Raw genomic sequence first — 25,187 nt, 5'->3', positions numbered from 1 at the left:
TTAACCGAAATGAGGGAAACGCTTTAAAAAGAGGAAGGTCTGCAAATTGAGAGCTTTGCAGACCTTTAAGAGGGTTTCTTTCTTTCGTGTGTGTGTATCGCCAGGGGATGGCGAAAAGAGGGTCTTTTGTGTTTCTTTGCTATTTCTTTTTTAAAGATTCCAGCCAGTTAACGATATCATCAAGAGCTTTTTCATCACCCTTCCAGTTTGAAGGATGTTTCTTATCGTTAAGCATTTCTTTCTTTAATATATACTGTTTCATGAAATCGGCTTTCAGTTTAGAACCGATACCAGAAAGATCAGGGTTTTCTTTCTTTTTGCTTTTGGTAACTACACCTTCGCTTGAGATACCGTGGCAGGTGGTGCATTTTGCATCAACGAATGCCTTTTTTCCGGCAGGCTCTTCAGCAGTATTGGAATAATTGGCGAATGCGAATCCGTAAAGTCCGATTACTAAAAAAACGAAGATAAAATATTGAATTAAGCTTTTCATGTTTCTTGTCCGGTTTTAAGTCTGCTTATATTATACAAATTACATGCCAAGGGCATTAAAAAGGGGATAACCCCAATTTTTCAGACGAAAAGCGCACATTTTCTTGGGAAAAGGAGACGGAAGGTTTTTCAGATTCAGGAAAAACCCCTCCTAAAACTCAAAAAAGGGAATTCCATGTTTCCAAAATCAGGAAATGAGGGACTGTTTTGTATTTTTGGAGCAATAATGTGTCATTTTCTTAACCCACATGAGATTAGCTGATGGATGCCGGAATTATTTCGTCTAATTTACTAAACGCTCCTGTACTCTTTTTCTTTCTGGGTATGTTCGCAGTCTGGGTAGGCTCGGACCTCTCCATACCTCAGCCGCTTCCGAAATTCTTTTCACTTTACCTCCTGATGGCGATCGGTTTTAAGGGGGGGACGGAGCTGAGCAAAACCGGCATAAACGAACAGCTCATCTGGGTTCTTGTATTCTCGCTCCTGCTTTCCTTTATCTTTCCGGTTCTGCTTTATCCGGTATTAAGCAGGTATTTCGGGAAATCTGATTCAGCTGCTATAGCTGCTTCCTACGGCTCAGTAAGTGCGGTTACTTTTATTACCGCTGTATCACTCCTTCAGAAACTGCAGATTCCATACGCAGGGTATCTGGTGGCAGCCCTGGCAGTTATGGAGTCGCCCGCGATCATCTCCGGTATCGTCATGAGCAGAAGGAACAACAGCGAGTCAGGCGGACTTCCGCTAAAGGAGCTAATCCGGGAGGCAGTGTTTAACGGATCGGTTCTGGTGCTTACAGGCAGTCTGGTCATAGGGATGGTAACCGGCTCTTCGGGTGAAGCTGATCTCGCTCCGTTTGTGCAGTATTTATTTAAGGGCATTCTGTGTCTCTTCCTGCTGGATATGGGGCTGGTGAGCGCGGCAAGGATTAAAGGAAGCAATACGATTAATCTGACTGTTGTTCTCTTCGCTCTGATTGTCCCGCTGGTGCAGGCAATACCCGGACTGGGAGTTTCCTGGTTCCTGAATCTTAGCACGGGAGATGCGTTTTTATTTACGGTTCTTTGTGCCGGTGCATCGTACATAGCCGTTCCTGCTGCGATGCGGCTGGCGCTGCCTGATGCCAATCCCGGTATTTACGTAACAATGGCACTGGCAATCACCTTTCCTTTTAATGTGATTGCAGGAATTCCGCTCTATCTGTATCTTGTAACACTCATAACAGGATGACCTCTATGCAAAAGGTAAAACGCTTTGAAATAATAACACCCGATGCCGCGCTTAAAGAGCTGATGCGGTCATTCAGGGAGAGGAATATAACCGGATACTCAGTGATTCCGGATGTCACCGGCAGCGGAGACAGAGGGTCACAGTCGGGGGATGATTTATCAGGAATTTCAAAAAATGTCCTGATTATCACTACAACTGAGCCGGGAAGGGAGCATGAACTTGAGGAAGCTATCAGACCTATCCTGAAGAGATACGGCGGAGTTTGCATGGTAACTGACGCTCTGTGGCTAAAGCACTGAAATAATAATCAATGGAGGCGGACGATAAATTTTCGGTGCGGGTTTGACATATCTGAAAAATGTTTTAATTTTAAAAGTCTCGTTTGCAGGTTTCTCCCCTGGCCTGTGAACCTTAGTGTAGACAGCCCCGTGCTCTCCCCGGCCGGGGCTTTTTTTTGTAATTGGGAAACAAGCGATCCGCGTGAATGAACTCATGAAGCATTACTGAAAAGACCGTTTTGCTACAGGGAAAGAAATTACTTACAGGGAGGGCAAAAAAAATCCGGTACTGAACTCAACGTGCAATACCGGATATGAACGAATATTTGGAATAGGGGATCAGAAGCCCGCGTTACGCCAGGCAATCATTCCGCCAGGAACATTATATGCTTCGTGTCCGTTCTTTAGCAGGATGTTGGTAGCCGGTACTGACCGGTTGCCTGAACGGCAGATAACCGCGATTTTCTTTCCTTTGTATTTATCCAGTTCCTTCACCCGTGTTTCGAGTTCCTGAACAGGAATGTTTACCACACCGTCAATCTGGCCGAGATTTCCGGTCAGTTCTCCGGGTGTCCTAACATCAAGGATAAGGAGATTTTTATCGGTTTTCATTGCCTGTTTTAGCTCTTCAACACTCATATTTTTCTCCGGTTTAGACTGCGCAAAGAAAAAGACTGATACGGCAGCAACGATAATAAAAGTGAATAAAAACTTCTGATTCTTCATAAGCCCTTTTTTGATAGTTTCTAATTTACTGAACAACTTCCGCCTCCGCAGCATCCCCCGCCGGAAGTTGAGCAGGAGTCTGAATAATCTGACGCAAATGAACCGGATGAGGTTCCGACAGAAGCAAAAGCAGAAAACAATTTAGTAACTTTTTCTGATTTACACTGCGGGCACTCCACGGTTTCAGAGGATGTAAGTGATTTCTGAAACTGCTCAAATTTGGCTGAGCAGTCGCTGCATTTATATTCGTACATCGGCATAGGAATCGTTATCCCTTTACAATGATTTTTGGGTTCAGGTTAATTTTTGTTTTCATAGAGTTCGAAATTAAGCAATGCTGCTCAGATTTGTGAATAAGGCGCTCTGCTTTTTCTACTTTATCCTGTGAGTCAACCAGAATTTCGGGCTCCAGGGTGATTTCTGAAATCATAAACGCGCGGTCAACCTTCTCGAGTTTTCCGGTGGCATTCGAATTATAGGAGATGAATTCAAATTTTGAGTTTTCAGCTATCGAGAGAAATGTGGTCATGAGGCAGACATTGGCAGAGGCCACAAAAAGATGCTCCGGTGACCAGATATTGGGCACGCCTTTTGGGAATTCAGGCGGGGTGGCAACTTCAACCGGGGGCATTACCGGGGCGTCAATCTGGCCTATACGGTCCTGCTTCCAGGTTACCGATGTCTGATAATAATGTACTTCTTCCATGTGTTTTTCCTTAAATTTATTAGGGTGTGATGCAGGAGAGAGGGGGAAAGATTCAGATCGCGGATTAAACAGATTATGCGGATTACAGAGAAGGTAAAACCACGAATTGCACCAATAAAAACAAATAAAAAATGAGTAAGTGTAATTATTGCTAATTACGACTTACTCATTACTGATTAAAATAAGAGTTATTCTTTGCCGGCTTCCGGTTCAGCTTCCGGCTTGCGCTGACCCATTTCACGGTCGAGCATAAAGATACCGTAGCTGTTATCGCCGATCATCTTCAGGTCATCAAGGATTTTGGTTGCGTTGGCTTCTTCTTCAACCTGCTCATTAACGAACCATTGCAGGAAGGCGCCGGTAGCATGATCTTTTTCGGCAAGAGCCAAATCCACAAGGTCGTTGATGCATTTTGTAATATGCTGCTCGTGTTCGAGAGTGTTTTGGAAAGCATCCAGAACGCTCTTCCATTCGGTTTTTGGCTGGCCGATTGGGGCGAGGGTTACGGTTCCGCCTTTAGTGAAAACGTAGTTATAGAATTTTTCAGCGTGCTGATATTCTTCTTTTGACTGCAGTTTCATCCAGTTGGCGAATCCGAGCAGGCTTTTGCTTTCGAACCATGCGGACATGGAGAGATAAAGATATGATGAATAGAACTCTTCATTGATCTGTTTGTTTAGAGCTTTTTCCAGTTTTGCATTGAGCATAGAGATCTCCTGTTAACTATTTTCTTTATAACGTTTAAATCACAGAATTACAATAATCAAAACAGTAAATTACGATATCCGGTTCAAATCTGCACCGGAAATCATATACATCTTATTCAGACTAAATATAGTTTAGCGAAGAGGCAGCGATATGACCCGAATTCAGCGGTTTACCTCGGGGGCGCCGTGGGAAGAAATGTTCGGTTATTGCCGGGCGGTTAAGGCGGGGGACTGGATTGAAGTGGCGGGAACAACAGCAACTGAGGACGGCATTGTCCTTTATCACGGTGATGCGTTTAATCAGACCCTGTTTATCCTGGCAAAAATTGAAAAAGCCCTTAAACAGGCGGGGGCGGATATGAGTGATGTGGTAAGAACGAGGATGTTTGTTACTGATATATCCAGGTGGGCAGATTATGGCAGAGCTCACGCAGAATATTTTAAAGACTGCAAACCTGCAAGCACCATGGTGGAAGTAAAAGGACTGATTGATCCGGATATGCTTATCGAAATAGAAGTAACAGCATACATTGGAAGTATGAATTATGAATTATGAATTATGAATTATGAAGTATGAATTGTGAAATGGTTAATAAGCTTAATATCCTTTTCTTGCTGTTTTGAGTGCTCAGAATGACCAGTTCAGAAAAGACTTTTCATGAAGTAATTGCTTTAATGAAAGCAAAAGCCGATCCCAGCCGGCTTGAGGGGATGGCGCGGTATGGTATTTCCGTTAAAAACTGTCTGGGGATAAAAGCACCGGAACTGAGAGAAATAGCCAAAGTTTATAAAAAAAATCCGGAGCTTGCTGCAATTCTGTGGGACAGCGAAATCCATGAAGCGCGGATTCTTTCCGCACTGGTTGATGATCCCAAAAAGATTACTCCGGAAGAAATGGAAAGAAGGGTAAAGGATTTTGACTCGTGGGATATATGCGATGCAAGCTGCATGATGCTTTTTGACCGCACGCCCTATGCATTTGATAAGGCAATGAAATGGGCACGCAGAGATGAAGAATATGTCCGCCGTGCGGGATTTGCACTGATGGCATCGCTTGCGCTCAAGCGGCACAAACTGCCGGATGAAACGTATTTCCCTTTCTTTGAAGAGATATATATAGCAGCCACAGACAACCGAAATTTTGTAAAGAAAGCGGTCAATTGGGCTCTGCGCTCAATCGGGAAGAGGAATGAAACGCTCCGGCTGAAGGCGCTTGAATCCTGCGGTAGGTTATATACACTCAACAACAAAACTGCATCATGGATTGCAAAAGACGCGGAGAAGGAATTAGTAGTTAGGTATTAGTAATTAGTAATAGGGAGAATCAATCTACAATGTACAATGAACGATGTACAATGAACAATGAACAATGAACAATGAAGAATATACAGGAAGTAATTAGTAATTGGGATGGATTAATTAGTAGTGGTTTCTGCGTTAATCTGCGAAATCTGCGGGAAACCTTTGCGGCTTAGCTCCTTTACACAAGGTTCGGCGGGCATAATGGCTCTCTGTTTTGTTCAATAGTTTCCGGTTTAATCTCTGCCTCATCCGCTTTTTCATAATTATTTTTTTTGTATTCAATAGCTCCCGGTTAAAACCGGGAGCTATTGAAATTGTTATCAACTCCTAAACCACCAATTGGTGAACCTCTGGCTCCTGCGTATTTTCTTGGAAGGAGTCTTCCCCGGGCACGACATTAGTTTTACAACATTTTTACATTACTGTGACATAGCAGGATTATAGTCCGGGTAATTTTGAACCAACAGACAGTTCAATTTATATGAGGCCTGGCCATGCACAACGAACTTATCATCAAACCTTATCCCCTGTTTTCCATCGGATTTATGAAAGCATTTGCGGTCACCATGAGGCCGTATCTGCTCTTTGTCTCAGGTATTACCGGACTTGCCGGACTGGCTTTTTCAGCAGGGAGTGATTTTACCCGATTTTTACTCGTCGGACTTGCTTCGTTCCTTTCCTACGGTTTTGGGCAGGCGCTTACGGACTGCTTTCAGACGGATACCGATGTAATCTCCTCCCCTTACCGGCCTCTGGTTCAGGGACTGATTTCTGTCAGAGATGTCCTATTTGTCAGTATGGCTGGTTTACTAATCTGCGTTGCAATTTTCGCTCATTATTCAGTTTGGAATATTGCCCTCGGCGGGCTTTCTGCTCTCGGACTTCTGACGTATACCTGGTTTAAAAAAAGATACTGGGCTGGTCCGTTTTATAATGCATGGATAGTTGCAGTTCTTTTTCTGATGGGATATATAACCAGTCCTGCTGAATCAACGGGTGCGCATCTGATGCTTTTACCGGCGGTGATTTTAGTTTTTTCAGGGTATGCTAATTTTGTGCTGGGCGGTTATTTTAAGGATATTGAAGCAGACCGCCAGACCGGATACTTCACGCTGCCGGTCAAATTTGGAAGAAAAATTTCAGCGTATTTCAGTGACCTCTTTGCACTCGGGATGATTCTGCCGGCTGCATCATTGCTGATTAAAGAACTGCGAGCAGGGAAAGAACTCAGCATGGTTCTCCCGGCAATGGTATTCCTTATGTTATCACTTGCAGTGACAGTAACGGCACAGGTATTGCTCCACAGGGTGCGGACGGATGATAGTGCCCACAAACCGATTGCCCTGATAGTGCATGGATATATACTTTGTCTCTCGGCTGTTTCTCTCTTACAAAGACCGGAATGGTGGCTGTTTCTTGCGGGATATTATTTTCTATTTATTGCCGTGCTGAAACTCCGGCCTTCTGAAAGCCAGATATAGACGAGGCCATGGTTATTTTACTTAATCCGGATGCTCAGCAGGGGAGGGGTGCTGCTAAGTGGGATGCAATAAAGGGAGCACCTGATATACGTGAGGCGTCTGTGATCTCAATTAAAAATCATGAATGGAGAATGCAGATGAAACTGCGCATACAGAGAGGTGAGACCCGCTTTATTGCAGCAGGGGGAGACGGAACTGTGAACCTTCTGCTGAACACTCTGCTGTTGTATATATCACCCGGCATGCTTTCCGGTTATACGATCGGCGCCATAGGTCTCGGCTCAAGCAATGATTTCCATAAGCCGATATCAATGATGATATGCGGCATTCCGGTCGCACTGGACTTCGAACGCGCCGTACTCCGTGATATCTGTTCTCTGGATTATGATAACGGCCGACGGTATTTTATGATAAACGCAAGCATAGGAATAACAGCAGAGGCAAACTACCGGTTTAATCATCCTGATGCGCTGCTTACAATACTGAAGAAAGTTCATACAGGTTCCGCCATACTGCTGGCTGCGGCTGAAACGATTGCCGGATACAGAAATATTCCCGTGTGCCTGCACCGGAAAGAGAGCAAACTGCACTGTAACGTAACTAATTTAGGCATAGTGAAGAATCCTCATTTCTCCGGCAGTTTCCGGTATGATGATGAAGCTGTATATAACGACGGGCTACTGCGGGTGTACCTTGCCGGGGACATGAACAAAAGAGAAATCCCGTCACTGATGAATGCTCTTGTGAGAGGGAAATTCCGGAGGATTGCAAAAACCTCATCATTTTCGGCGGAGAAACTTGCGGTATCAGCAGAACAGGAGTTTACGGTTGAGTGTGACGGCGAAACGGTGAAAACAAAAAAAGCAATTTTTTCTGTTTATAAGGAAGCGGTGAAAGTATGCAGGTAAACACCCGTGTTAGTGAAAATCTATTTATTGAAAACCTGGTAAAAAATTTCACCCGTTCCCCTTTTCAGGTAAACGGGCTGCAGGAGTCCGATGCTGAACTGATCAGACTTGATGGCACCAGTACGATTCTTGCAGTAACCACAGACAGTATATCTGAGGAAATCAGCAGCGGGCTGTATGATGATTTCCGGCAGGCGGGATGGATGGCGGTGATGATCAATCTGAGTGATCTTGCGGCTGTGGGTGCGGTTCCTCTCGGTCTGGTGATGCAGGAGACTTTACCAGTCGAAATAAAAGAGCAGGACATTATGAACATTCAGATGGGAATACATAACGCAGTGCAGGCATGCGGGACGTATATACTCGGAGGAGACACCAACAGAGGCCGCAGCATAATGCTTGGCGGAACAGCTTTGGGAATCATCAGTGACGGGAAACCAATGACAAGGAAAGGGTGCAGTCCGGGGGATATACTCTGCACAACCGGAAAACCGGGTCTTGGAAATGCTTACGCGTTTGAAAAATTATTCATCCCCGCTGACAAAAGAACAATTACCTATCTGCCCAAAGCAAAACTGCAGGAAGGATACCTGATAAAACAATTTGCTTCGGCATGCATTGACAGCAGCGACGGATTTGTTGCCGCGCTTGACCAGCTCATGCGGGTGAATGGCTGCGGATTCCGTCTTTTTGCGGATACTGAAGTTTTTACTGCTCAGGAAGCGCTTGCTTTGGCATCTGCAACAGGCACAGGTGCTGAAGTTTTTCTTTCAGCCATTCACGGTGATTTTGAACTGGTCTTTACGGTTCCATCCGGCAGAGCGGAAGAATTAGCCCAATATGAGAAAGCAGGCGGTTTTAGCATTATAAAAATCGGGGAAGTGATTGAAGAACCGGCAATAGAATTTCTAATTAAAGGGAAAAAGCGGAAACCTGATACGGGATATATAAGAAATCTGTATGAGCATTATGCTGAAAACCCGGGTGGTTATCTTAATGAGCTGAATGCAGCCTGGAATAATTCCTGAGTGAAAACTATTTATACCTGGCGCGGGCCGGAACGATTTAAGATCATGACAACTTTTTTACATCACCGTGACAGTGTGTTCCGCTGGGGTGGGTAAGTTTCTTTCAGTTATTATTACTATCTAAAAGGAAACGGCGATGAAAGAAGACACTGCATGCGGAGGGGGAGAGAATTTTGACCTTCACTCGATTATGGAGAGCGGAAGGAGATTCAGCTTCAAAGAGAAAATGGCTTATTTCAGGCAGATCACGGATCAGCTTGATGAACATCATCAGCTTATGTATATGCGGATGATCGGATCGGCTGCTGACCGGGAAGTGCTGGTGTATGATGAGGAGACCGGCCGGATGCGTCCGATGCTGATGTTCGGTTCAAATAACTATCTCGGACTTGCAAATCATCCTTACATTAAAGAACAGGTAAAAAAAGCAGCGCAGCAGTTTGGCACAGGAATCGGAGGCCCGCCGCTGCTGAACGGATATACATCACTGCACCGCCGGCTTGAAGAGCGTCTCGCGGAACTTAAAAAAACAGAATCAGCAATGATATTTGCAAGCGGCTATGCAGCAAACCTGGGGCTGGTTTCGGGGCTTGCTGATAAAGATGCGATTCTGATATATGATGCATACAGTCATGCATCCTTTACCGACGGGATAAAACTTTCGGGCGCAAAATCATTCCGCTTTCCTCACAATTCGATGCCCGCGCTTGAAGAAAAACTCCGGATAGCCCGCCTGACGAATCATGGAGATATCTTTGTGGGAGTTGAGGGTATATATTCGATGGATGGCGATGCTGCCCCTCTTGATGAAACGGCTGCCATCTGCGAAAAATACGGAGCGATCCTGCTGGTTGATGACGCGCATGGAACCGGAGTAGCGGGAAAAACCGGCAGGGGTTCTGAAGAAGCGTTCGGGGTTGAAGGAAAAGTTGATGTGATCATGGGAACGTTCAGTAAAACCTTCGCAGTTACCGGAGGATTTGTTGCGGCAAGTGCGGATATCATAAACTATCTGAGATTTTACGCACGCTCGTATATGTTCTCTGCTACCGTCTCTCCTCTGATTATCGCGGCGGTTGATGCAGCGCTTGATGTGATGCAGCGAGAACCGGAACGGCTTGAACAGCTAAGGCAGAATATTGTTTATGCACATGCCTGCCTTGAGAGAAGTGGATTTACCGTAAGCGGAAATTCAGCAATTATTCCAATACCCGTGCCTCAGAACATGAATATCCGTAAAGCAGCGTATGACCTGCACCGTATGGGCATTTTCCTTAATTCCATTGAATATCCGGCAGTACCTCTTTCCGGACAGCGCTTCCGCGTCAGTCTGATGGCAACCCATACCCGCGGGGATATTGACCGCCTGGCGGAGGCTCTTGCTGAAGTGTGGATTCCAGCGGGAGAACATGAGCACGCGGTCTAAATAAGCATTGCGGATATTTTTCAGCCAAACCGGGGGTAAATGAGCACAGAAAATGCGTATCCTTAAAGCCGGGCTGAGGGCAGGATAATCCTCGGTGGTACAAAGGGGGTAAATTTTATCCGGATTCGACCCTCGAAATTCACAATTCATAATTCAAACTTCATAATTGATATCGTATTTTTGCACGATGTTTTATTTTATGATTTTACGGAGTTATTAGTGCCAAAGAACCCATCCACGGGAGTATTGCTTGTTCAGCTCGGAACCCCTGACACACCGGGCATTTTTGATGTGTACCGCTATTTAACAGAATTTCTGAACGATCCGAGGGTGATTGATATCCCCTGGCTGCTTAGAAAGATTCTGGTTAATCTGATTATCGTCCCTTTCCGGGTTAAAAACTCATCTCATGTCTATCAGAAACTATGGACCAGGGAGGGCTCACCAATTTTGCTCTATGGCAACAGCGTGCGTGACCTGCTCAAAAAAGAACTGGGAGATGATTTTGGTGTTGAACTTGCCATGCGATATCAGAATCCCTCGCTGGATGAGGTGCTGGCACGGATGAACAAGGCCAATTATAAGAAGATTATTATCGTTCCGCTTTTCCCGCAGTATGCATCCGCAAGCACCGGTTCAGCGCTTGAGAAAGCAATGCAGATTATCAGCAAATGGTGGGTGATACCGGAGGTGAGAGTTATCAGCCAGTATTATGATGATCCGGGATATATCAATGCGTTTATTGAAATCGGTAAAAAGTATAACCACGCGGAGTATGACCACGTTCTCTTCAGTTTTCACGGGCTGCCCATCCGCCAGGTTGATAAAGTATATACTGACGGCAAGCCGTGTGATGACCATAACTGCGAAAATGAAATTACCGAAGACAATAAATACTGCTATAAAGCAGTTTGCTATGCAACCACACGGATGATTGCCGAGGGACTGGGAATCCCGCGTGAGAAATATACGGTCTGCTTCCAGTCACGGCTGGATAAAGACTGGCTTGAGCCGTTTGCTGACAAGGTGGTTGTTGAGCAGGCAAAGAAGGGGGCAAAGAAACTGCTGGTTTTCAGTCCGGCTTTTGTGGCTGACTGCCTGGAGACTCTGATCGAAATTGGTTATGAGTATGATGAACTGATTAAGGAGCATGGCGGTGAAAAGGTGCAGCTTGTTGAAAGCTTAAACGACCACCCGCTCTGGATTCAGACCCTGAAAAATCTTGTCCTGAAACAATAGGTAATATATATGCCCTTCTCCGAATTTGAGACCGATGTTGTCATCCGTCCTGATGATATTGATATGAACAATCATGTTCACAGCTCTAAATATATGGACTATGTCATTGCAGCCCGTTATGACCAGATGCGTACGCATTACAAAATGTCCATGACGGAGTTCAATGAAAAGGGGATGAACTGGTATATATCAGTTACCCATATTGAGTATAAACGGGAGATGAGAATGGGGGATGAAATAGCCGTCCGGACAAAAGTGCTGGAAGCAGGCGGAGCACAGGCAAAGGTGGGGTTTAAGATTGTGTTAAAGAAAACAGGAAAATCAGCGGCGGAAGGATATTTTGTATATACACTGATTAACACAACTAACGGTCGTCCGGTCAGGATTCCGGATGATGTGGTTGAACGGTACTCAATTTAAGGAGCGGCATGATGTTTGGTTTCGGCAAAAAGGACGCAACGGTTATCAGTGAAGACAAGGTATATATAACCGGCGAGGAAAAGCTGGAGGGGATGCTGAAGGATATTAAAACAGCGGCTCATTCTTACGATGCGGTCATGGTGATTACCTTCTTTCATGATCAGTTCAATGTCCTGAAGGATGAACTTGAAGAGCAGACGGTTCCCTTCCGCTTTTTTGATCAGGTGCATCAGCGTTACGAAACGGTGAATGCCGCGGCCAATCAGATGGTGCGCGTGCTTCTTCTCCCCTCTGAAGTACTCAAAGGAATGAGCGGCGGTTTTGGTGAAGAAAAAAGCGGAGAAGTTGCCGTAATTGTTGCCGGGCATCATCCCAAATTAGAAACTGATAGTCTTGTTCAGACATTTGCCCGCGCTATGAAACGGAAAGCAGTTATTACATTTTACCAGAGTTTTGAGGATGAACTGCTGAAGATATTTGGCGGGGAACGGTTAAGCCAGCTTGTTGCCACACTTGGTCTGGCGAAAGGGGAGGCAATTACCCACCAAATGGTCACCAGCTCAATACGGAATGCCCAGGAAAAACTTCAGGAGAGGATAGTCTCCGACCTTCCGGCCGCCTCAGAGGCAGAATGGTTCAGGGCGAACATTTCGCATCAAACGAAATGAGCTGACAGCAGGGAATCACTCTTGGCGGATCGGTAAAAATTCCGTATGTTAATCAGATAAAATTATCCGTTTTAAGAGTGAATAATGGTCAGAGAAATAATCAAAATAGATGAAGAAAAATGTGACGGCTGCGGGGTTTGTGTACCGGCGTGCGCTGAGGGAGCTTTACAGATAATTGACGGCAAAGCCCGGCTTATCAGTGATATGTTTTGTGACGGGCTGGGTGCCTGCATTAAGGAGTGTCCGCAGGATGCTATTGCCATTGAAACCCGCGAAGCAGAACCCTATGATGAGATAACGGTAATGAAGCAGATGATGAAAGCGGGAGAGAATACCGTAATCGCTCATCTGAAGCATCTGCTTGACCATAATGAAACGGAGTTGTTTGAACAGGCGATTGGTTTTCTGAAGGAGCAGGGGATTGAAGTAAAAATTGATGAAGAGGAGGAGCATAAACCGCATGCATGTCCCGGATCAAAATCAGCATATAACCCAAAGGAAAAAATTACAGAAGATACAGGAAGCCGCGATTCTCATTTAACTCACTGGCCGGTTCAGCTTCATTTGATTTCTCCCGGGGCACAGCAATACCGCGGAGCTGATCTGCTTCTGGCGGCTGACTGCGTGCCGTTTGCTTATCCGGATTTCCATAAAGATTTTCTTAATGGAAAAGCTCTGGCCATAGCATGTCCAAAGTTGGACAGCAATCAGCAGGTGTATCTGGATAAACTGATTCACATGATTAAAACTGCAAAGCTCAGGTCAATCACCGTTGCCGTTATGGAAGTGCCTTGCTGTTCGGGATTGTTCCGGCTGGCAAAAGCTGCAATTGAATACTCAGGAGAGGATGTTCCGCTGGATGTGGTGGTGGTTGGTACAGACGGGGTCATCCGTAATAACTAAGATCACCGACTAAACGGAATACGTTGATTTCGCGGATGAAAATTTAACACGAATTTCACGAATTAGGAACACGAATTTCACGAATTAGGAACACGAATTTCACGAATTAGGAACACGAATTTCACGAATTAGGAACACGAATTTCACGAATTAGGAACACGAATTACACGAATTAGGAACACGAATTACACGAACCAAGAACTCAGAACCAAGCACCAAGAACTCAGAACCAAGCACCAAGAACTCAGAACCAAGCACCAAGAACTCAGAACCAAGCACCAAGAACTCAGAACCAAGCACCAAGCACCAAGCACCAAGAACTCAGAACCAAGCACCAAGCACTAAGAACCAAGCACCAAGAACTCAGAACCACGAACTAAGCACCCTATAAGAATTAGGTTGAAAGAGGGGAATATTATAAGTAATTTTGCAGTCTAAAATTACTCATTCCGGAGTGCAGACATGAACAGGCTCATCACCCTCTTCCTGATCCTGGGGTTTCAGCTTATCCAGCCGCAGAATTTCTCTATCCAGGCATATAAGGATTTTCTTTTACAGCATCAGAATCTTACAACGCAGCAATTGCTTGAGATGTATCCCGCGGGAAATTTTTCCGGGGATATATCCGTAAGTCTCAGCAATGTGCTGTTCCTTGACAGCATTCGCTCACAACTCGGGCTTACTCCTTATGAAGAGCAGCTCCTCGGGCAGCACGGGTTCATGGTCAGCGAACGGCTCAGCAGGAAAGCATTCGGGCAGTCATTTCTTGAAATCTATCATAAAGATCTGCCGGTATATATTTCAGCGGACGCGCTGCTTCATGCATTTCATATTTCCTATGACAGGATTCTTAAAGACATAGAAATTAATTTTCTTCATCCCCGGCTGAAAACCATGCTGAATGCCATTCACGGAAAAATGCCCGATCTGCATAACCGTTATAATTCTCAGCCAGATATGCTGAAGCATCTGCGGGATGCCGATGTTTTTCTGACCGTGGCCCGGAAACTTGCCGGAGTAAGCGCAGCCCCCTATTACAGCACGAACGCTTCGTATGTTGATTCGCTGATTAACTTTGTGAATGGATATGTCCCCAAGGATCTTGCTCTGTTCAGCGATCAGGCAAGGTCAATAGATTTCAGCCAGTTCAAGCCAAGGGGACATTATATACCTGACATGCAAAATGCTGATATAGATAAATACTTTAAGGCGATGATGTGGCTCGGCCGCATTGAACTGTATCTCATCGCGCCCAAAAACACCATGAATCCGGTAAAGCTCTATAATGTTCAGCGTCAGGTAATTCTTTCGTATCTGCTGACCGAGCTGATGGTGATCAGCAATACTCAGGCAGATTATGAGTATATAGAAGATAAAGTAAAGTTTTTTGTCGGTGACCAGGATAATGTAACGTATCCGCATCTTCTTGAATTGAAGCAGAGCATTGGTCTCGGGTTTGCTTCGGAATTTCTTGACACCAACAGAGTAAAAGAATTCCAGGATTCCCTCAGCACCAAGGAATATGCGAATCAGCTGATTCTCTCACAGATACTATACCGCAATCCTTTTGCTCCGGATTCAATAGTTCCGGCTTCCTCTTTTATGTTTTTCGGGCAAAGATTTGTTATTGATTCCTATGTTACCGGAAGTGTGGTCTATGACCGGATACCGGGACAGATTTGCCGCTTATACCCGTCAGTACTTGATCCGATGTTTGCTCTGGGTAATAATGCTGCCGGTCAATTATTACAACCGGAATTGAACGCTTACAACTACTCTCTTAACCTTGCAGGGTTGCGATATCTCATTGAGTCGTACGGAGAAGATTTCTGGGGGAGTACGATGTATAATAACTGGCTTGCCGGAATCCGTGAACTCAAAAAAGGGCCGGATAATCCAAATCTGCCGGATTTTATGTCAACTGCCGCCTACTGGCAGAGGATGCTGAATACACAGCTGACAAGCTGGTCACAGCTGCGGCACGATAATCTCCTCTATGCAAAGCAGTCATACACCGGCGGAAGCATCTGCTCCTATCCCTATGTTTATCTGGAGCCCTTTCCGGAACTGTACAAGCGGCTTGCGAAGATCGGAGAAATGGGAAGAGACAAGTTCCCCGCCTTATCTCATATATATCACTATTTCAATACACTGAAAACCGTGTCTGATTCTCTGGCGGTAATTGCTCAGAAGGAGATTGACGGGATTCCTCTTACGCAGCAGGAAGAGTACTGGCTCAGATGCATTATCTATAATGTGAATCCTGGAAGCGGTTCTTATTTTGACGGCTGGTATTCGCGGCTCTATTATCGCGATGAAGAGTATGAGAATAATAAAGGACTTCTGGAAAATGATTTTCTTGTTGCTGATATACATACCGTGCCAACCTATTGCGGCGGAGCCCCTCTTGGCGCGGTAGTGCATGCCGGAACGGGGCCGGTTAATCTTGGGGTATTTCTGGTAAAGCACGGTGATCAGCTGGTTGCCCATGTGGGGCCTAATTACAGTTTTTATGAGTACCGCACAGTGAACTATCTGCGCCTTGATGATGAACAGTGGAGGAATTCTTATCTCTGGATGGCTTCCAGACCGGACTGGGTTAATCTCTATCTGGCAGATTCAACGGGAAACAGCAAGGGTCCCGGTGCAAATCTGATTACTGATGCCGGGGAAAATGTTACTCCTGAAACAATCAGTTATAAGCTGGAAGCATCAAATTATCCTAATCCGTTTAATCCTTCCACGGTGATCAGGTTTACCATTCCGTCAGCTCTGGCGCACCGGAGTGTAACTCTGGTTATTTATGATGTGCTCGGCAGGGAAGTGCGCAGTTTATATCAGGGAGAACTGCCCGCGGGTACCTATCTGGCGCAGTGGGACGGACGGAATCAGGCCGGTGCTGAGCTATCATCAGGAACATATATATACACCATTACGGCCGGAGATGAAAAAGTTTCGGGCAAGCTGATGCTCGTAAAATAGTTATGATCCGCGGCGGCGGAATGAAGGATAAATTCATCACAATTTTTTATAAGAAAAGCCCTGGTTAGCAGCCGGGGCTTTTTATTTATATAATCTCCGGAATTCTGTAGAGACGATGCAAATGCTGACCGGTTGTTTTATTCGCACGGATGTTTTGCATTTGCGTCGTCTCAGGGAAGATGAGGATGGCGGGAAATAAGAAAAAGGCAGACACGAGAGGAGACGACGCAATCGCAATAACCTATCGTATATAATAATCTGCTGCAACGATTGCATCGTCTTTACAGAAATTTCCCAACAATCCCGGAGAGATTGCAGATTGGTAGAACTATGAATGAAACATGTCACCTCTCCGGTCTCAGGCAGAGCATTATCAGAAAAATGAAACTGCTCAAATAGCTGAAGGTAATCAGGAGATAGTGAGGATATTCCCTTCGCGGTTTACGGTGTACTGGCCAAGAGCACGGTTTGCCGGTCCGGTAACAACACTGCCGGATGTACTAAACTGGCTGCCATGGCAGTCACAACGGGAGATGCCGCCGGAGAATGGATTTATCGTACAGCCGCTGTGAGTGCACCGGCGGCTGAAAGCTTTGAACACTGATTCAGATTCGCGGTAAATAAGAATGCCGGATGAGTCGAGTGAATTTGCACCAAGTGCTGCAGAGCCGCCCGGGCTTGCCAGTGAAGCAAACTGGGATTGTGAAAGATCAACTGTAACGGGAGAACCTCCGCCGCCGCCCGGACTGACGGGGGATCCTGAATCATCACTGCAGCCTGCCAACATAGGCAATGATGAAGCAGCAAAGAGAAGGCCTCCTGCTCCTTTGATGGTCTTTTCAATAAATGCTCTTCTTGAACAGCCGCATTCCTCATTTTTTTCTGGTTTATCCACTAACGCCTCCTTGTTTTTTATGAATATGACTTGTAATATAGAGAAAGAGATTTTCCGGAATCAACTGAAAAATTGAAGGATTACTCCTTATGAAAAAAGTAAAACTATATATCGCCTCCTCCTTAGACGGGTTTATTGCCGGACCTAACGGAGAGATTGACTGGCTGCCCGAAACGCCGGGCGAGGATTATGGATACTCAGAATTCATTGATGGCATAGACACCACACTCATGGGCGGGGAAACCTACCGTTTTGTCGCAGGGCTGGATGAGTTCCCCTATAAGGACAAAAGAAATATTGTATTTACCAGAAGAAAAGAAATTCCCAAAAGTGAATATGTTGAATTTGCTCAGGGGGATATTGCAGAGCAGGTGCGGAAACTAAAAGCCGGAGAGGGGAAGGATATCTGGCTGATTGGCGGCGGACAGATTATTACTCCGCTGCATGACGCCGGGTTAATTGATATATACGAAATTGCTATCATACCCGTTGTGCTGGGCGCCGGACTGCCGCTTTTCACGGGAAGCGCTTCTAAAAGAAAGCTTAACCTGATTGACAGTAAGACCTATTCATCGGGGCTGGTTATGCTAAAATACAGTATATAATTATGAATTATGAAGTATGAAGTATGAATTGGATTTAATGAATAATGTACAATTTACAATGTACAAGTTAAGTTTTCGGTGGGCTTTTCTGGAACTTTTAACCTTTATCTCTTAACTTTTAACTCCAAAGATGGCACGCCGATTTTACGGATGCTTCGCAGCGCAGATTAAAGCGGATCGAAAAGCAATTTGCAATGAACAATGTACAATATACAATTTAGGACAGGTCGCGACCTGTCCCTACGGTTCTAATCCTGATAATCCTGCCCATCCTTTAATCCTGTTCAATTCTCAACTCAAATTTTTCGGATGCTTCGCAACGCAGATTAAAGCGGATCGAAAAGCAATTTGCGATGAACAATGTACAATTTAGGACAGGTCGCGACCTGTCCCTACGGTTTTAATCCGGACAATCCTGCTCATCCTTAAATCGTGTTCAATTATCCATTGTCCACTATCAATTATCAATTATTCCAGGAGCATACGAATTTCGGCGGTGCTGTTGGTGGGGAGCTTGCAGCTGAAATCTTTGCAAATGTAAACAAGCGATCCCTCCTCAGCTGGTGACATTCCGGAGGTGAAGGGAGCAATATCAGATATATCTTCACCCTGCCTTTTTATGATGTGGACCTCATCGGGGAGATATGAATCTCGAATGAGCTGCAGGGTATCTTCCCTCAGGGAGTCTTTACCGGAATCGGCTATAACGGTCTCAGTCATGCCGAAGAGATGCCCGAATGAAGCGCTGAGGAACATGGTATATCCCGCCGGATATTGCTGAACCGTATGAGCGAAATAATCTATAACTGATTTAGCAGTCACTTCGTACTTTGTATTGCCTGTGAGAGCGAAGAGTCGGAGCAGATTCATAAGCATGACGGAATTGCCCGAGGGTATTGCTCCGTCATATATCTCTTTTTGCCGGATAATCAGCTTTTCGGCAAAGTCAGCCGTGAAATAAAATGCTCCGTGGGTTGTATCAAAGAAATGTCGGACTGTGGAGTCGCACAGAGAAAGTGCAGTGCGGAGATATTCAGATTTTCCGGCGGCCTGGTGGAGTTCAATCAATGCATAAATCATAAAAGCATAATCATCCAGTGTGCCGTCAAAACTTACTTCACCATCACGATAGCGGTGCATCAGGGTGGCATCTTCTTTCATCATTTTCGACAGAATAAAGGCAGCGGCTGATTCAGCTTTTGCAATCAGATTCTGATCGTTAAGGACAAATCCTGCTCTGGCATAGGCAGCAATCATCAGTCCGTTCCAGTCGGTAAGGATTTTATCATCAAGATGCGGCCTGATGCGTTCTGAACGGTGTTTAAGGAGAAGTGAAAACCAGCTTTCAATTTTGCTGTTGAGGTCATCCGCGGAGAGATTGTTTTCTGCCGCAGCGCCGGTTATATCCTTTATTCGGTGGATGATATTCTCTCCGGTAAATCCCCCCTTAAACGGATCATAGAAGTTGCCTTCTTCTTTAATCTGGAATATATCACAAAAAAGAGGGCCGTCATCTTTAAGAAGGTGCAGGATCTCTTCCCTGCTCCAGAGATAAAACTTTCCTTCTTCCCCTTCACTGTCAGCATCTTCCGCTGAAAGGAATGCACCTTCAGGTGAGGTGAGATCACGTGAGACGTAACGGAGAATATCCAGAATTGCACCGGTATATTCTTTATTGCCAGTAAGCTGATACAGTTCCGTTATTGCAAGAACAAGCATCGCCTGGTCATAAAGCATTTTTTCGAAGTGGGGGAGGAGCCATTTCTTGTCTGTTGAGTAGCGGTGAAGTCCGCCCCCCAGGTGGTCATATATACCACCCATAAGCATTGCCCGGACGGAATGTTCTGCCATATCCGCTGCCTCGGGTTCATCAAAATGATTTGCGTAGCGGCAGAGGAAGATCAGGTTATGCGGAGTCGGAAACTTGGGCGCATTGCCAAATCCGGCGAACTCTTTATCAAACTTTGTCCTGAATGTATTGAACGCGCTGTGTAAAATATCAGCATCATAAAAAACGGGGCGGGGCGCGGTATCCTCTTTTTTAAAGGCATTCGTAAGCTCTTCCGCGGAGTTAAGCACATCAGTTCTGTTGTTTTGCCAGACATCCTGAATGCGGGTAATAAGATCCATCATGCCGATGCGCTTATACTTGCTTTCCTTCGGGAAATAGGTTCCGGCAAAAAAGGGCTTTTTCTCATGGGTCATCACAATGGTCAGAGGCCATCCTCCTGCACCGGTCATTGCCTGGCAGACTGCCATATATATGCCATCAATATCGGGGCGCTCCTCCCGGTCAACCTTTATATTGATGAAGGCCTCATTCATCTTCCCTGCGACTTCGGGGTCTTCAAAAGATTCTTTTTCCATCACATGGCACCAGTGGCAGGTTGAGTATCCAATCGAAAGAAATACCGGTTTATCTTCCTCTTTTGCTTTTGCGAAAGCTTCTTCAGACCAGGGATACCAGTCAACCGGATTATATGCGTGCTGAAGGAGATACGGGCTTTGCTGATGAATCAGGCGGTTTGGGGTTTTAGTAGTCAAGATTGTAACTTTTTTTTAATTTTAAATTTTGTTTAATAGAGTTACCAGTTAACCCGGTAAACGGAGATCTTCCTGGTTTCTTCATTTTCTGAGAAAGCATCCCTCACCATGGGAAAGAGTTTGTGGGTGAATTCTTTAACTAAGGTAACATTTTCAATTTTCATGTCTCTAAGATACGCATCATCCGGCAGGATAAAATATTCAGGACGCACCAGTTTATAATAATCTGCCTGTGTTCCGTTTACATTAAAAGGTATAATATCCTTGTTTATCAATCCAACGGGATCAACAATGACGTTATCCGTGAGATAACCAATCTTTCCGATGCGGGTTCTCACGATTTTTGCGTTTGCGGGAATCTCCTTCTTTGCCCATTCAATAAGATTATCTTCAGCTGCTTCAATAGAAAGATAGGAAGACCTGTGAAGTGAACTGAAGAGTAAACTGAGTCCCGCAAGAAGCAGAATAACAGCCGTGAGAACAGGATAACCAAAGCGAAGTGATGCTTGGTTTATCATGGTAAATACTATATATAAACCAAAAGGAATAAACAGACAAAAGTAGCGGGCGTATATAATTTCGGCATTAATAGCGAAAAAATAAAAACCGAGCGTCAGCAATATCGCGGCAATTGAGTAGTAACTGCTTTTCTGAAAATCCGTGGATTTCACCCGGACAATAACAAAAAACAACAGTGCCAGATGGATGAAATAATTGCCTCCCGCTATTTTAGCCGTATCCGTCAGGTGTTTTATAAGAAGCACTCCCGGGGAATATGCTCCTCCTTTGGCATCAAATGTTGAAGGGAAGAGAATGCCGAAATAACCGTAAGAAAAAAGAAGCCATGGAATGACAATGGCAGAGGCAGTTATTCCGGAGACCGTGATTTCCCTGAAGGCAAATTTTTTTGTATGAATGAGATATACCATCATTACCCCGGAAATCAGAACGCTTTCAGGCCGGACGAAAAAGAAAAGTCCCGCGAGCAGTCCGAACAGCACCGGATGGATGGTTTCCTTTCTGATGAATATATAATAGATCAGCAATGACGAAAAAAAGAAGGAGCCGGTTGCTTCCATTCCCATCCAGGAATGCTTAAGCAGATTGGGGTCAAGCGCCACAAGCAGAAGAAAAAGTATTTTCTTTCTGGTATCGGCGGTCATACTCATGATAATTCTTGCCCAGAGAATCACACTTGCAAGACCGAAAGCAATGCTTAACAGCGCAGGGGAGGCAAGGGGCTGGCCGGTTATCATGACCATAAAAGCCATCATAAAGAACCAAAGGGGAGCAGTAAAGCCGTAGGATGGAGTGCCTGAGTTGAAGGCCAGTTCCCCGTTAGCAAGGAAGTTCTTCACGTACTGCAGGTAAATGTAGGTATCGTCGCCAAGCTGAAAATAGAAATAGAACAGCCATGCAAAGAAGAGGTAAATAAGGGCGCCGATGAGCGCCAGTGCTTTTAGAGAATTTGTCATACGTAATCCTGCCAGGAAATCGGCAGGGAGCGGCCCTTTGTTATCGTGATTTTTTGTTTAACAGGGGAAACTGCAGGAAATCTGCGCTCCCGGCAGGAATCGAACCTGCGCACATGGCTTCGGAGACCAATGCTCTATCCACTGAGCTACGGGAGCAAAATTTGTACCGCAAAAATACGAAAAAATGGGGTTTCAGGAAGGGTATGAAAGGGGCCGGCGTAAATAATGTGCGTCTTTATGCGCTTCCCGGACAGAGCATCAGTATCAAGCCGGGGACAACGGGTACTGATTTTACTCCCCCTGTGCAGGTGAGCTTTACCGCAGAAATCCGTATTTTTGAGCATGTTTAGTTTCTTTGCTTTGCTCAGGCGGGTTTCCGCTTTTCTGCTCCTTGCCGTCCTGCTGTTCAACAGTGCGGGCTATGTGGGGGCGTTCTATTACGCAAAAGCGAAGATAAAAAAGGAAATCAAAATGAAGCTGAAAGGGGAGTTTCCTAAAGACCAGTTAAAACTAATTGTGATTGATACCCGTAAGGGGGAGGATAAACAGCTCAGATGGATTGAACCGCACGAGTTTATGCTTAAAGGGCGGATGTATGATATTATTAAAACCGATACGATGCCCGGCGGAGTGATTCACTATCTCTGCATTGATGATGAAGATGAAACCAGGCTCTTTGCGAATATGGATGAGCTGATTAAAAGAGAATTTCAGGGGAACAAAAACAAGAGGGGGAATGCAGTAAAAAATCTTGAAAAATTGCAGATGGAATATTTTCTATCTGCTTATAAAAACATCTATCCAACAGAACAAAGCCGGGAGTTCGGAGAAGCGATTCTTCTGAGAACTCCCAATGCAGCATGTAATCCCCTTACACCGCCTCCCCGGAAATCCTGATCCGTTTCATTTAATAAACCGATATTTTTCACTCAGCGTTTGAGTGAAGAAGTATATTCTCCTAACTATAGAAGGAAAACGCAAATGATCAGGAAGATACTTGCTGCCTGTGTTCTGCTTTTTCTGTTTGCGGAAACTGCTTTTTCGCAGGGTTATCTTGTTATTGGAAAGGATTCAACCTATATAATAACAGACTCCCTTTATTTTGAAACAGATGAAGTGGTTGTTACAGGCACGCGTGTAAATAAAAAAATTATTGATATACCGTATCCGGTAACGCGCATCAGCAATACCGAATACCGGTTTGAAAAGAAAACTTCAATTAACGATGTCCTTACGACCGTTCCGGGTGTATTTATGCAGTCCCGTTACGGAAATCATGACGTGCGTATATCCATAAGAGGATACGGTTCACGTTCCAATACCGGAATCCGCGGTGTGCGTATCCTTCTGGACGGCATACCGGAATCTGAACCGGACGGACAGACAAGAATAGAAGCTATTGATTTCCAGTCAGTGGGCAGCATTGAGATTGTGAAGGGAAACTCATCCTCATTATATACCAATGCTCCCGGCGGTGTGGTTAATTTTATCAGCGATATAAACTTTAAAAACTCGTTTGTGACTCAGTTCAATGAAGCGGGTTCGTTTGGTCTTCGGAGAAACGGCATCAAGATCGGTCTCCGCACTCCCGGTTACGGACTGCTGATGAATTATACGTACCACAACTTTGAGGGATTCAGAGAACACAGTCAGGATTACTGGCATGTATTTAATACCGTTCTTGAAACAAGGCCGGATAACTGGTCAAATTTTCAGATGCTGTTTTATGCCGCGGTCGGGACAATAAAACTGCCCGGTTCGTTAACTCAGGCACAAATGGATGAAGACCGTATGCAGGCAGCAGCAAATGAAAAGAACTTTGACTTTTACCGCAGAAGCAATAAGGGAAGAATAGCATTCCGCTATTCAACTAAACTTGACGAAGCGAATAAAAATGAACTGGAAATTACTGCATACGGTACTATTAAGTATTTTGAACGGGCGCAGAGGACTATCAGGATTTTTGACCGTTACGGGCTTGGAGCAACGGCACGGTATATAAACCGGAGCGTTCTCGCCGGGCGGGAGAATGAGTTCTCCTTTGGAGGTGATGTTTTTTATCAGACCGGGCCTATTTCTGAATTTCAGAATATATCCGGCCAGAAAACCGATAATCTGCTCGGGCTGACTGATGATGTGATTGCAAATGCCGGATATTATTTTACCAATAATACCAATTTATATAATAAGCAGTTATATCTTCTGCTGACCGGAAGATATGATAATGTTTCGTTCAGGATAAAGGATCAGCTGGCCGGTTACCGGTCTGCGGAGCGGGTGTTTAATGAGTTCACGCCAAAAGCAGCGCTGAACTATAAGCTTTCGCAGAACTGGTCTCTCTACGGATCATTCGGGCTCAGCTTTGATGTTCCGGCAGGGAATGAACTTGATGATTTTACCGGAGCGACTCACATCAACCAGGATTTGCAGCCGCAAAAGTCACGCAATATTGAAATAGGAACCAAAGGGAGCTTTGCGTTTCCTGAGCAATATTATTTCAGCCGGGTATCCTTTGAGTTCACTCTGTTTAACACCGTTATCAGAGATGAAATTGTTCCTTTTGATATTAACGGAGATGTATTCTACCGTAACTCAGCAAAAACAAACCGTAACGGTGTTGAACTGGGAGCAAGTACGGCACTAATCCCGGGTCTTAATGCAGGACTTTCGCTTACTTACTCTGATTTTACCTATGATGAGTACCTTGCCCGCTCAATAGACGCGGCAGGCATCACGACCGATACCGATTACAGCGGAAATGAAGTTCCGAGTGTCCCAAGACTGAACGCATCATTCACACTGGGATATAACAGACTTATTACTGAGAATATGATCGGATTTGCAAAGACCCAGATACAAACGGTAACCGGAATGTATGTAAATGACGCCAACAGCTCCAAAACAAGTGATTACACACTGGCGAGCGTAACGCTTGGCACCGAGATATACTTTGACAAATTTTCTCTCATCCTTTCAGGAGGGGGAATGAATCTGTTCGATAGGCAGTATATCGGCTTTATTAACATCAATGCAACCGGCGGAAGGTTTTATGAAGCCGGTGAACCGAGGAATTTCTTCGGCAACCTGACGCTTACCTACCGGCTCTGAGAGTGATTTATTAACCGGAGAGCAGTTTCCGCAACGAGGAAACTGCTCTCTCATTTAACTGAGATAC

Annotated in this window: 25 protein-coding genes and 1 tRNA gene; 17 read left to right on the top strand and 9 right to left on the bottom strand. The window is 45.0% G+C overall.

What is annotated here, in order from left to right:
* Positions 1-139: 139 nt before the first annotated feature.
* A complete protein-coding gene (locus HRU80_00705) occupies positions 140-493 on the bottom strand; it encodes a cytochrome c (GenBank protein QOJ27460.1) in 354 nt (117 codons plus the stop codon).
* A 260-nt stretch (positions 494-753) separates the two neighbouring features.
* Between HRU80_00705 and HRU80_00700 the strand changes: the two genes are divergently transcribed.
* Together HRU80_00700 and HRU80_00695 are read left to right on the top strand one after the other, a co-directional pair.
* A complete protein-coding gene (locus tag HRU80_00700; protein ID QOJ27459.1) occupies positions 754-1,719 on the top strand; it encodes a sodium-dependent bicarbonate transport family permease in 966 nt (321 codons plus the stop codon).
* A 5-nt stretch (positions 1,720-1,724) separates the two neighbouring features.
* A complete protein-coding gene (locus tag HRU80_00695) occupies positions 1,725-2,018 on the top strand; it encodes a transcriptional regulator (protein ID QOJ27458.1) in 294 nt (97 codons plus the stop codon).
* A 318-nt stretch (positions 2,019-2,336) separates the two neighbouring features.
* On the opposite strand, the gene HRU80_00690 is transcribed toward HRU80_00695, so the two are convergent.
* From HRU80_00690 to HRU80_00675, 4 genes are all read right to left on the bottom strand, one after another.
* Positions 2,337-2,759 (bottom strand): rhodanese-like domain-containing protein, encoded by a 423-nt coding sequence (locus HRU80_00690; GenBank protein QOJ27457.1) that lies wholly within the window; start codon positions 2,757-2,759, stop codon positions 2,337-2,339.
* The gene (locus HRU80_00685) at positions 2,744-2,983 is read right to left on the bottom strand and encodes a zinc ribbon domain-containing protein (GenBank protein QOJ27456.1); all 240 of its coding nucleotides are present in this window, start codon (positions 2,981-2,983) and stop codon (positions 2,744-2,746) included. Before HRU80_00685 ends, HRU80_00690 begins: the two co-directional genes overlap by 16 nt.
* A gap of 8 nt (positions 2,984-2,991) precedes the next feature.
* Positions 2,992-3,429 carry an OsmC family protein gene (locus tag HRU80_00680; GenBank protein ID QOJ27455.1) on the bottom strand — a complete coding sequence of 146 codons (438 nt, stop codon included), beginning with the start codon at positions 3,427-3,429 and terminating at the stop codon, positions 2,992-2,994.
* Positions 3,430-3,617: 188 nt separating this feature from the next.
* Complete coding sequence (locus tag HRU80_00675; protein ID QOJ27454.1) at positions 3,618-4,136, bottom strand: ferritin; 519 nt, start codon at positions 4,134-4,136, stop codon at positions 3,618-3,620.
* Between the two features lie 151 nt (positions 4,137-4,287).
* Between HRU80_00675 and HRU80_00670 the strand changes: the two genes are divergently transcribed.
* From HRU80_00670 to HRU80_00620, 11 genes are all read left to right on the top strand, one after another.
* Positions 4,288-4,692 (top strand): RidA family protein, encoded by a 405-nt coding sequence (locus HRU80_00670; protein ID QOJ27453.1) that lies wholly within the window; start codon positions 4,288-4,290, stop codon positions 4,690-4,692.
* 77 nt (positions 4,693-4,769) lie between these two features.
* Positions 4,770-5,441 (top strand): DNA alkylation repair protein, encoded by a 672-nt coding sequence (locus HRU80_00665; protein ID QOJ27452.1) that lies wholly within the window; start codon positions 4,770-4,772, stop codon positions 5,439-5,441.
* Positions 5,442-5,932: 491 nt separating this feature from the next.
* Entirely contained in the window at positions 5,933-6,919 is a 987-nt protein-coding gene (locus HRU80_00660) for a UbiA family prenyltransferase (GenBank protein QOJ27451.1), read from the top strand.
* 8 nt (positions 6,920-6,927) lie between these two features.
* The gene (locus tag HRU80_00655) at positions 6,928-7,827 is read left to right on the top strand and encodes a hypothetical protein (GenBank protein ID QOJ27450.1); all 900 of its coding nucleotides are present in this window, start codon (positions 6,928-6,930) and stop codon (positions 7,825-7,827) included.
* Entirely contained in the window at positions 7,818-8,855 is a 1,038-nt protein-coding gene (locus HRU80_00650) for a thiamine-monophosphate kinase (protein QOJ27449.1), read from the top strand. The genes HRU80_00655 and HRU80_00650 overlap by 10 nt, the downstream gene beginning before the upstream one ends.
* A 136-nt stretch (positions 8,856-8,991) precedes the next feature.
* Positions 8,992-10,281 (top strand): aminotransferase class I/II-fold pyridoxal phosphate-dependent enzyme, encoded by a 1,290-nt coding sequence (locus HRU80_00645; protein QOJ27448.1) that lies wholly within the window; start codon positions 8,992-8,994, stop codon positions 10,279-10,281.
* A 219-nt stretch (positions 10,282-10,500) separates the two neighbouring features.
* Positions 10,501-11,520, top strand: coding sequence for a ferrochelatase (gene hemH, locus HRU80_00640; protein ID QOJ27447.1), 1,020 nt, complete (start codon positions 10,501-10,503; stop codon positions 11,518-11,520).
* 9 nt (positions 11,521-11,529) lie between these two features.
* The gene (locus HRU80_00635) at positions 11,530-11,940 is read left to right on the top strand and encodes an acyl-CoA thioesterase (protein ID QOJ27446.1); all 411 of its coding nucleotides are present in this window, start codon (positions 11,530-11,532) and stop codon (positions 11,938-11,940) included.
* Positions 11,941-11,948: 8 nt separating this feature from the next.
* Positions 11,949-12,608 carry a hypothetical protein gene (locus HRU80_00630; protein ID QOJ27445.1) on the top strand — a complete coding sequence of 220 codons (660 nt, stop codon included), beginning with the start codon at positions 11,949-11,951 and terminating at the stop codon, positions 12,606-12,608.
* Positions 12,609-12,692: 84 nt separating this feature from the next.
* A complete protein-coding gene (locus tag HRU80_00625) occupies positions 12,693-13,511 on the top strand; it encodes a 4Fe-4S binding protein (protein QOJ27444.1) in 819 nt (272 codons plus the stop codon).
* Positions 13,512-13,973: 462 nt separating this feature from the next.
* Complete coding sequence (locus tag HRU80_00620; GenBank protein QOJ27443.1) at positions 13,974-16,493, top strand: DUF3160 domain-containing protein; 2,520 nt, start codon at positions 13,974-13,976, stop codon at positions 16,491-16,493.
* Positions 16,494-16,902: 409 nt separating this feature from the next.
* Here the strand turns inward: HRU80_00620 and HRU80_00615 are convergent, their stop codons facing one another.
* Positions 16,903-17,388: a Rieske (2Fe-2S) protein gene (locus tag HRU80_00615; protein QOJ27442.1), complete on the bottom strand. Its 486-nt coding sequence runs from the start codon at positions 17,386-17,388 to the stop codon at positions 16,903-16,905.
* A gap of 89 nt (positions 17,389-17,477) precedes the next feature.
* Here HRU80_00615 and HRU80_00610 point away from each other — a divergent pair, with 89 nt between their 5' ends.
* On the top strand, positions 17,478-17,993 hold the full coding sequence (locus tag HRU80_00610; protein ID QOJ27441.1) for a dihydrofolate reductase: 516 nt from the start codon (positions 17,478-17,480) through the stop codon (positions 17,991-17,993).
* Positions 17,994-18,461: 468 nt separating this feature from the next.
* Here the strand turns inward: HRU80_00610 and HRU80_00605 are convergent, their stop codons facing one another.
* The 3 genes from HRU80_00605 to HRU80_00595 form a co-directional block, all read right to left on the bottom strand.
* Positions 18,462-20,537, bottom strand: coding sequence for a thioredoxin domain-containing protein (locus HRU80_00605; GenBank protein QOJ27440.1), 2,076 nt, complete (start codon positions 20,535-20,537; stop codon positions 18,462-18,464).
* Positions 20,538-20,578: 41 nt separating this feature from the next.
* Positions 20,579-22,012 carry a hypothetical protein gene (locus tag HRU80_00600; protein ID QOJ27439.1) on the bottom strand — a complete coding sequence of 478 codons (1,434 nt, stop codon included), beginning with the start codon at positions 22,010-22,012 and terminating at the stop codon, positions 20,579-20,581.
* Between the two features lie 84 nt (positions 22,013-22,096).
* Positions 22,097-22,168 (bottom strand) — tRNA-Arg (locus HRU80_00595).
* A 47-nt stretch (positions 22,169-22,215) separates the two neighbouring features.
* On the opposite strand from HRU80_00595, the gene HRU80_00590 reads away from it, so the two are divergent.
* From HRU80_00590 to HRU80_00580, 3 genes are all read left to right on the top strand, one after another.
* Entirely contained in the window at positions 22,216-22,362 is a 147-nt protein-coding gene (locus HRU80_00590) for a hypothetical protein (GenBank protein ID QOJ27438.1), read from the top strand.
* Positions 22,349-22,909: a hypothetical protein gene (locus tag HRU80_00585; GenBank protein QOJ27437.1), complete on the top strand. Its 561-nt coding sequence runs from the start codon at positions 22,349-22,351 to the stop codon at positions 22,907-22,909. The genes HRU80_00590 and HRU80_00585 overlap by 14 nt, the downstream gene beginning before the upstream one ends.
* A gap of 84 nt (positions 22,910-22,993) precedes the next feature.
* A complete protein-coding gene (locus HRU80_00580) occupies positions 22,994-25,120 on the top strand; it encodes a TonB-dependent receptor (GenBank protein QOJ27436.1) in 2,127 nt (708 codons plus the stop codon).
* The last annotated feature ends 67 nt before the right edge of the window (positions 25,121-25,187 follow it).

It is taken from the genome of Ignavibacteriales bacterium (assembly GCA_015709675.1).
In the GTDB taxonomy this organism is placed as follows: domain Bacteria; phylum Bacteroidota; class Ignavibacteria; order Ignavibacteriales; family Ignavibacteriaceae; genus H2-BAC3.
This window is presented reverse-complemented; position numbering and strand designations above follow the sequence as displayed.

Coding starts and splice junctions, on each gene's coding strand:
- HRU80_00705 (QOJ27460.1), bottom strand. CDS start 493: ATGAAAAGCTTAATTCAATATTTTATCTTCGTTTTTTTAGTAATCGGA.
- HRU80_00700 (QOJ27459.1), top strand. CDS start 754: ATGGATGCCGGAATTATTTCGTCTAATTTACTAAACGCTCCTGTACTC.
- HRU80_00695 (QOJ27458.1), top strand. CDS start 1,725: ATGCAAAAGGTAAAACGCTTTGAAATAATAACACCCGATGCCGCGCTT.
- HRU80_00685 (QOJ27456.1), bottom strand. CDS start 2,983: ATGCCGATGTACGAATATAAATGCAGCGACTGCTCAGCCAAATTTGAG.
- HRU80_00680 (QOJ27455.1), bottom strand. CDS start 3,429: ATGGAAGAAGTACATTATTATCAGACATCGGTAACCTGGAAGCAGGAC.
- HRU80_00675 (QOJ27454.1), bottom strand. CDS start 4,136: ATGCTCAATGCAAAACTGGAAAAAGCTCTAAACAAACAGATCAATGAA.
- HRU80_00670 (QOJ27453.1), top strand. CDS start 4,288: ATGACCCGAATTCAGCGGTTTACCTCGGGGGCGCCGTGGGAAGAAATG.
- HRU80_00665 (QOJ27452.1), top strand. CDS start 4,770: ATGACCAGTTCAGAAAAGACTTTTCATGAAGTAATTGCTTTAATGAAA.
- HRU80_00660 (QOJ27451.1), top strand. CDS start 5,933: ATGCACAACGAACTTATCATCAAACCTTATCCCCTGTTTTCCATCGGA.
- HRU80_00655 (QOJ27450.1), top strand. CDS start 6,928: ATGGTTATTTTACTTAATCCGGATGCTCAGCAGGGGAGGGGTGCTGCT.
- HRU80_00650 (QOJ27449.1), top strand. CDS start 7,818: ATGCAGGTAAACACCCGTGTTAGTGAAAATCTATTTATTGAAAACCTG.
- HRU80_00645 (QOJ27448.1), top strand. CDS start 8,992: ATGAAAGAAGACACTGCATGCGGAGGGGGAGAGAATTTTGACCTTCAC.
- HRU80_00635 (QOJ27446.1), top strand. CDS start 11,530: ATGCCCTTCTCCGAATTTGAGACCGATGTTGTCATCCGTCCTGATGAT.
- HRU80_00630 (QOJ27445.1), top strand. CDS start 11,949: ATGATGTTTGGTTTCGGCAAAAAGGACGCAACGGTTATCAGTGAAGAC.
- HRU80_00625 (QOJ27444.1), top strand. CDS start 12,693: ATGGTCAGAGAAATAATCAAAATAGATGAAGAAAAATGTGACGGCTGC.
- HRU80_00620 (QOJ27443.1), top strand. CDS start 13,974: ATGAACAGGCTCATCACCCTCTTCCTGATCCTGGGGTTTCAGCTTATC.
- HRU80_00610 (QOJ27441.1), top strand. CDS start 17,478: ATGAAAAAAGTAAAACTATATATCGCCTCCTCCTTAGACGGGTTTATT.
- HRU80_00600 (QOJ27439.1), bottom strand. CDS start 22,012: ATGACAAATTCTCTAAAAGCACTGGCGCTCATCGGCGCCCTTATTTAC.
- HRU80_00590 (QOJ27438.1), top strand. CDS start 22,216: ATGAAAGGGGCCGGCGTAAATAATGTGCGTCTTTATGCGCTTCCCGGA.
- HRU80_00580 (QOJ27436.1), top strand. CDS start 22,994: ATGATCAGGAAGATACTTGCTGCCTGTGTTCTGCTTTTTCTGTTTGCG.